Below are 7,366 nucleotides of genomic sequence, written 5' to 3' on the forward strand. Positions count from 1 at the left end.
CCGTCCAGGACGGCTCGCCCGGCGCTAGCGGCGAAACAGCGACAGGACGCCCGGCGAGCGCGGAAGCCAGCATGCCGAGCGCCTGCAGGCGGTCAGCGTCTGCAAGCTGCGGCACGGGCACCTCCAGGTCGACGCATGTTGACCAAATATCTGTTCCGACCGTAGTGTCCGCCCCGGTGCCAGTCAACGAAGCGGACATGAACCCATGATCGACTTCGAAGGTCAGGTTGCCGTCGTCACCGGCGCGGGGCGCGGGGCTCGGCCGCCTCTACGCGATCGAACTAGCGCGTCGCGGCGCGTCCGTCGTCGTCAACGACCTCGGCGGAACCATGCACGGCGAGGCGATAGTGCAGACCGCCACGCAGAGCTTCGGGCGCTTGGATGCCTTGGTCAGCAATGCAGGCATCTTCAACAGCACCCCGTTCGACGAGCTGACGCCCGATGATTGGCGCCGCATCTGCGCGTCCATCTCGACGGTGGCTTCTAGCTCGCGCAGCCGGCATACCGGGTGATGAAGAAGCAGGGCTACGGCAGGTTCGTCTTCATCTCGTCGACGGCGGGCATGCTCGGCCAGCACCTGGACGCTCACTACGCCGCCACGAAGGCCGGCCTCGTCGGGCTGACCAACATCATCGCCCTCGAAGGCGCGCCGCACGGGATTCTGGCCAACACCGTTCTGCCGACCGGCTTCTCGAGGATGGTGACCGAGGCCGTCGGCGACACCAAAGCCCTCGAGGAGTCCGGCTTCCTTAACATGATCCGACCGGAACTCGTCACACCGATGGTGGTGTACCTTGCCAGCCGCGGTGCGAGAGCAGCCATCGCAATTACTCGGCGGTCGGTACATCGACCGGTTCGAGCGCAGGGGCCGCCGGTGGGCCATCGGGGCGCGCATCTGTCTGGTCGAATGGCAGAGCGACGCCACGTCACTGCTGTCTCCGGAGCTCGTGCAGTTCCTCGACTCCGTACAAACGGTGTCGCGCGATACAAGTGACACCTCATATGACCCGCCGCTCGTCATCACGCGCTCTGCAACGGCCAGTCCATGAGCTCGGTCCGCGCGGTCCCACGAGCAGCGCTTTCGGCGCGTCGGAGGGCACATCGCGACACCGCGCGTCTGGTAGCGTTAACCAAACATTGGGTCAGGTAGGCAAACCCACGACGGGAGTCGGCAGCCGTGGAGGTGTTGTGGGGCGTCCGCACGTGACGCCGTCGAATACCGGACGCGCCTATGACGACGGGTCGAGGCGGACGGAGATACTGCAAACCGCCGCATCGTTGATCGCGACCTCGGGACTGCGGACCTCGCTGCAGGAAATCGCCGACGCGGCCGGAATCCTGCCGGGCAGCCTCTATCACCATTTCGAATCCAAGGAAGCAATCCTCGTCGAGCTGCTCCGGCGATATCACGCCGACCTGGACCGCGTCGCCGAACATGCGCAGGGCCGGCTCGACGACGCCTCCTCCTCGCCGTCGGCTTTCGAGCGGATCGTCGACCTCAGTGCGGCGGTCGCACAATGCGCGGTGACGCACGGGGCAGCGCTGCAAATGACGTTCTACGAGGGGCACGGGCCGAATCGGGACCTGACCGCACTTGCCCAACAGCGACCGACGGCGATCCTGGAAGCGATGGTGCAGACGCTGCGGGCTGCACGGTGGAGCGGTTACCTCAAACCCGATGTCGACCTTCCCGTGCTTGCCGACCGACTCGTCCAGGTGATGCTGCAGGTCGGTCTGGACGTCATCCGCTTCAACGCCAGCGCGGACAAGCTGGCGGAGATGCTGTGCCGAATCCTGTTGGGCGGGCTGGCCGCCGCGCCGCCCACCGACACACAGCTCGACCGCTCCGCGGCATTCATCGCCGCCGACGACGTGGTGAAGTCATGGAACGACGATGCGCACGCCGAGCCAGGCGACAAGGCGGCGCACGTCCGTGCCGTCGCGCGCGCCGAGTTCGGCCGCAAAGGCTATGAAGTCACCACCATCAGGGACATCGCATCGGCGGCCCAACTCGGAACCGGCACGGTTTACCGTTTGATCGGCTCGAAAGACCAACTGCTGGCGTCGATCATGCAATCGTTCGGCGAGAAGGTCGCCGAGGGGTGGATCCGCGTGCTGCGCTCCGATTCATCGCCGATCGAGAAGCTGGACGCGCTGAGCTGGGTCAACACCAACGTGCTTGACCGCTTCGGTGACGAGTTCCGCATCCAACTCGCGTGGATGCGGCAGTCTCCCCCTGACACGCCGAACATCGGCTGGCTCTTCGCCAAGCGGGTGCGGCAGATGAAATCGCTTCTTGCCGAGGGCATCAAGTCCGGCGAGATCGTGATCGACACCCCGGCGAATGAGACGCTGGCACGGTCGATGATCGCCGTCGGCTGGATTCCGGAGAACATCCTGCACGACCTCGGAATCCGGCGCTCGCTCATTCACCTGCGCGACACGGCCATACGAGGAGTGACGACTAGCCGAGCGTGACCGGCAGCTTCGACCATCCGCGAACGCTTGCGGTATGTGCCTTTTCGGCGCCGTCGTAGTCGACTGCCCAATCCGGCCATCGCCGCAAGACCTCCTCGAGCACGACCCGTGCCTGCATGCGGGCCAGCGCCGAGCCCAGGCAGAAGTGCAGCCCCTGACCGAAGGACAGATGGGCACCGCCGCGATGTATGTCGAAGCGGTCGGGGTCGGGGTAGTGTCGTTCGTCGCGGTTCGCCGACCCGTTGAGCAGCAGCATCACCGCACCCTCTGGGACGGTCCGGTCGTGGCACTCCACGTCATGAGCGACATAGCGGGCCTGGACGGGTGATGGCGCCTCGAAGCGCAACAACTCCTCGATCGCGCCGGGAATCAACGAGTGATCGTCCGCCAATTCGCGCCGCTGATCAGGATTCTCGGCGAGGAGCTGTCCGGCGAAGCCGATCAACCGCGTCGTCGTCTCGTTGCCTGCGCCCGCAACCATTCCGGTGTACATCAGCACCTCGGTGCGCGTCAGCCTGCGCACTTCGCCGTCTTCCTCCAGCTCCGCGTTGAGCAGCTGGGTCATCAGGTCGTCGGACGGATGGTCGGCCCGCCAGTCGATGTACTCGGCAAACAACTCGTGGCTGTTCTCGAACATGTCGGCGCGCGCCCCGCTGAACTCGCCGTCTGTGAGCGTGAGCGCATTGTTCGATGTGTCGCGGATCGACTCCTGGTTGTGCTCGGGTATGCCGAGCAGGTAACCAATCGTGCGCATCGGAATCTGCGACCCGATGTCGGCAATGAAGTCGAACCGGTCGGAGCCGACGAGAGGGTCAAGGGCACGCACACAGTACTGCCGGGTCAGTGGCTCAATCGCCGCCATCCGCCGAGGCGTGAAAACCCTTGAGAGCAGACGTCGGTGAAGATCGTGGATGGGTGGGTCCTCGAAAAGGATGATGCCGGGCGGCAATTCGATGCCGGCCAGGATGATGTCCATCGTGGTGCCATGCCCGGAGCGGTACGTCTCCCAGTTGTGCAGTTCGCGTGCCACGTCCTCATACCGGCTCAATGCGAAGAAGTTGTACTTTTCGTTGTAGTACAGCGGAGCCTCGTCGCGCAGCCGTCTCCACACGGGGTACGGATCGTCGTCAATCGCGAAATCGTATGGATCGTAATACAGCTCGGGAGCGCCGATGCCGGTCACTTGGCCGCCTCGGACATGACCACTTCTCCGACGCGCTTGAGGTACTTCCAGGCGATCTCCGGCGGTACCCCGCCGCACAGCGGTGACAAATTGAGCATCTCCCCTGCACGCACGCGCGCGACGGCCTCTTCGACGCTGTAGATCCGGTGGGACGTCGGATTGGCACGCAGTTCCTCGATGGTCTTCACGTCGGAGAATCCCGCGGAGGTGTCGTTGCCCGGATTCCACGCGGCGTAGGTGCACACGTCGTGCAGCAGATGCGGCCCGAGTTCTTGCCACGCCTCGTCGACGTCGTCCGCGACGAAGCACACCGACGGGGTGTCGCGGGGCGGCAGGAAGATGGGTCCCGGCTCGTGCCCGTGCTGGTGGCAGGCTTCCTGGTAGGCCTCGTGCATACCTTCGACGCTCGCGTTCCCGAGCATGCCGAGCCCATACCTGCCTGCCCGCCGTGCTGCGGCGACGGTGCCCCCACCCCACATCAGCATCGGCCCTCCTTCGGTGTGCGGCGGGGGTGTCGTGTTGATGTGGCGGCCCTCGAAGACGGCTGTGCCGGAGAGCAACTCGCGTAGCAGGGCCAACTTCTCGTCGGCAAGCTTTCCCCGGGTACGCATGTCGATACCGAAGTGCTCGAACTCCTCGGGCCGATAGCCCAAAGCGAGGATGTAGGAGGCCCGGCCCTTGCTGATGATGTCGAGCACCGCCATGTCCTCCGCGAGCCGGACCGCGTCGTAGAACGGCAGCAGCAGGATCAGGCTCAGCGCCAAGCGTTCGGTGCGGGCCGCGATCGCCGACGCGAGAATGAGCGGCGACGGAAGGTAGCCGTCCTCGGACCCGTGGTGTTCGCACAGCACGGCGGCAAGTGCACCGTGGTTCTCCGCCCAGGCGCACATCTCCGTTGCCGCGGAGTACAGCTGCACCGTCGGTGCGCCGATCTCCGGTGCGCGCATGTCGAAGCGCAGGTTGTACACGAGGCCTCCTGCACCTGAGATTAGTGCCGTTACGCTACGGCCCGTCGCGGAACACTGTCAACGAATCGCCCGTTTCCTGAGGATCGACAAACCTGGCCCATCGAGTTGATCCAGCAATGCGCCACGACCGCACACGGCCATCATCAATGCCGCTGTTGGTCCGCGCAGTTCCGCCCCTTTTCCCCAGGATCGGCCGATGTCGCTGGCCCGCAGGCTGATTCCACGGAGCCGACCGAGCGGAGCGAACGCCACCGCGCGATATCCAGTGAGGAAATCGAGTGCGAGGGACGCCAGGTCCGGATCCGGTTCGAAGGGCAGGCCTATCGGAATCCGGATGTCGCCGCCGTGGACGAGAACATCGGTCAGACCCGAGATGGGGCCGGCAATCGGCGGGCTCAATCTGCGGTCGGCACCGTCTCGGAGGCTGGCAGCAATGTGAGCAGCGGGCAGTTGCGCGCGGCGTCGCGCCAGCGCGTCGATGCCGCGGTGCATACCGAAGTGGCGGACGGCCGCGGCTTGAAATCCCCAGAAACCATCTGCGAAAACGCTGACGAGGTGCGCGGCCACCGTCTTGACGTCCCAGCCCTCGCACAGGCTCGGGGTCGCGAGCTGAACGTCGTCGAGATCGTCGATCAACACCGCAATGGCCCGCCGCTCGTCGGCGACGGCGGCGAAGACGAAGTCTTTATCTATTCGCACGTTTCCATTGTCAGTCGAATGCGTGCCTGGGCAGCGTGTTCGGCAAGTCGAGCGAGCTCAACAGGCCTGGGGGAGCGTCGATCACATACGGGATCGCGTTGACGACCCGCATGGCTGTTGCGGCCATCGCGGCGCGACCGGCACCGTGCCCCTCGGCGTCGCCGAGGTTCATCGCGCAGTGGATGTCGGGTTCACCCTCGATGTCGACGCGGTAGGTGGCATCGAACTCCGATGTCAACCAGTCAGGCGCGACGTCGCGGGCCATCCGGATGATGTGCTCGATCACGATGGCCTCGCGGCCGTTGACCAGACCAGCCGCCCGTGTGAGGACCGCCCCGCACGTGCCTGCCTTGATGGTGCCGAACGCGACCTCGATGTCGCGGTCGGTCAGTCGGCGGTCCAGTGAACCGCGAATCTCCTCGACCTCGACACCCAGCCCGTCAGCCATCAGGTGAATCGGTGCCGCCCAGGCCATCTCGATGAAGCCCGGAGTCTTCAGCATAGGTTCGAAGTCGAGCGGATGGCCGAATCCCAGGCCGTTCATCATGATGTCGGCGACCGGGTAGTGGTCGTTGAGTGCGATCTCTGTGGCCGTGATGCACCGGATCTTCTTCGACTGTGTTGCGAGCAGGAGCGCCAGCTGGTCGGAGCCGAACCCGGGGAAGATTCCCGATCCGTAGAACGATGCATTGCCGGATTCGGCGGCCGCCTCGAGTTGCTGGCGCCAGTCCGGGGAGTAGTAGGCGGGCGGGTAGATCAAGCTGGTCGAAGTCGTTGACACCACGTTGATCCCGGATTCCAGCAACCGCACGTAGTCCGGAACGGCACCGGCGTCGCGCTCCGGTCCGCTGGCCGCGTACACAACACAGTCCGGCCGCAGACCGATCAGCGCGTCGGCGTCGTTGGTCGCCATCACGCCGATTGGGTCACCGCCTGCGAGCTCGCCTGCGTCGCGGCCGACCTTGTCCCGGGAGTGCACCCATACGCCCGCGAGCTCCAAATCTGGGCGCCGATGCACGGCGTCGACGGCGATGGAGCCGACGCCCCCGGTCGACCACACCACGACGCGGATCGGATTTACCGCCATGCTTCCTCCTTCCGATCAGCTAACGCGGGCCGCGGCTCCGGCGGCGCGCTCGAGGTAGGGCCACGCCAGCTCCGGTGGCACTCCTCCGCAGAGCGGCGCGAGCGGCAGCACCCCACTGCGCATGTAGTCCACCGCCTCGTCGGTGGTGAAGACGCGGTATGGGCCGTCGCTTTCACGTAGCCCGCTCACGTCTGCGGCGCGGGAAATGCTCGCCACCCCGTCGTCATCATGCCGATAGGCCGCCGCGGTCACCGCGTCGTGCAGCAGGTGCGGGCCCAGCTCTTCCCACGCCTTGTCCACGTCGTCGGCGACGAACACCACGGTCGGAGCGTTCTCGGCGGGCAGCGCAACGAATGCAGCCGCATGACCGTGCGCGCGACATTCGTTCTCGTACAACTCTTTCAAGCCGCCCTGATTCGTCTGCAGGACGACGCCCAGTCCGTGCCGCGCCGCGCGCTTGACGGCGGCCGCACTACCGCCTGCCACCATGATGGCTGGCCCACCCGGCGATGTGCAGGCGGGCGTGATCTGGATCCGTCTGCCGTCGACGGTCACCGGCTCGCCCGTCAACAGCCGTCGCAGCAGGGCCAGCTTCTCGTCGGCCAGGCGCCCCCGCTGTCGCATGTCCACGCCGAAGTGGTCGTACTCCTGCGGGCGATGGCCGAGGCCGAACGCATACGACACCCGGCCATTGCTGATGATGTCCAGCACGCTCATGTCCTCGGCGAGCCGGACGGGATCCCAGAACGGCAGCACCACCGCAGCCAGCATGATCGGCAGCCGCTCCGTTCTGGCCGCAATCGCCGACGCCAGCACGATCGGTGACGGCAGGTGGTTGTCCTCGGTCCCGTGATGCTCGGACAGCACCGCCGCGATCGCTCCGGTCGATTCCGCCCAGGCGCACATGTCGATGGCGGTCGAGTACAAGTCGGCCGTCGGCGCGCCGAGCGA

7 protein-coding genes and 1 pseudogene are annotated in these 7,366 nt (G+C 65.8%); 2 read left to right on the forward strand and 6 right to left on the reverse strand.

All coding sequences use genetic code 11. The features are described from left to right. Positions 1-199, reverse strand: a 199-nt coding sequence (locus tag QOJ24_RS22885; protein ID WP_526265442.1) for a hypothetical protein, incomplete at its 3' end; no start/stop codon positions are given. A 6-nt stretch (positions 200-205) separates the two neighbouring features. Here QOJ24_RS22885 and QOJ24_RS22890 point away from each other — a divergent pair. Continuing rightward, positions 206-837 (forward strand): annotated as a pseudogene (locus QOJ24_RS22890) (SDR family NAD(P)-dependent oxidoreductase); the annotation flags it as partial. Positions 838-1,188: 351 nt separating this feature from the next. Beyond that, positions 1,189-2,478: a TetR/AcrR family transcriptional regulator gene (locus QOJ24_RS22895; RefSeq protein ID WP_526265452.1), complete on the forward strand. Its 1,290-nt coding sequence runs from the start codon at positions 1,189-1,191 to the stop codon at positions 2,476-2,478. Here QOJ24_RS22895 and QOJ24_RS22900 read toward each other — a convergent pair. From QOJ24_RS22900 to QOJ24_RS22920, 5 genes are all read right to left on the reverse strand, one after another. Beyond that, positions 2,465-3,661, reverse strand: coding sequence for a cytochrome P450 (locus QOJ24_RS22900; protein ID WP_526265444.1), 1,197 nt, complete (start codon positions 3,659-3,661; stop codon positions 2,465-2,467). The two genes, QOJ24_RS22895 and QOJ24_RS22900, sit on opposite strands and share 14 nt — an antisense overlap. Beyond that, positions 3,658-4,629 (reverse strand): LLM class flavin-dependent oxidoreductase, encoded by a 972-nt coding sequence (locus QOJ24_RS22905; protein WP_526265446.1) that lies wholly within the window; start codon positions 4,627-4,629, stop codon positions 3,658-3,660. Before QOJ24_RS22905 ends, QOJ24_RS22900 begins: the two co-directional genes overlap by 4 nt. 57 nt (positions 4,630-4,686) lie before the next feature. After that, complete coding sequence (locus QOJ24_RS22910) at positions 4,687-5,322, reverse strand: maleylpyruvate isomerase family mycothiol-dependent enzyme (protein ID WP_526265454.1); 636 nt, start codon at positions 5,320-5,322, stop codon at positions 4,687-4,689. Positions 5,323-5,338: 16 nt separating this feature from the next. Next, a complete protein-coding gene (locus QOJ24_RS22915) occupies positions 5,339-6,415 on the reverse strand; it encodes an NAD(P)H-dependent amine dehydrogenase family protein (protein WP_526265448.1) in 1,077 nt (358 codons plus the stop codon). A 15-nt stretch (positions 6,416-6,430) separates the two neighbouring features. Then, positions 6,431-7,366 (reverse strand): LLM class flavin-dependent oxidoreductase (locus QOJ24_RS22920; RefSeq protein ID WP_526265450.1); only part of this gene is annotated, 936 nt, incomplete at its 5' end.

This window comes from Mycobacterium sp., from assembly GCF_032159775.1.
Taxonomy (GTDB): domain Bacteria; phylum Actinomycetota; class Actinomycetes; order Mycobacteriales; family Mycobacteriaceae; genus Mycobacterium.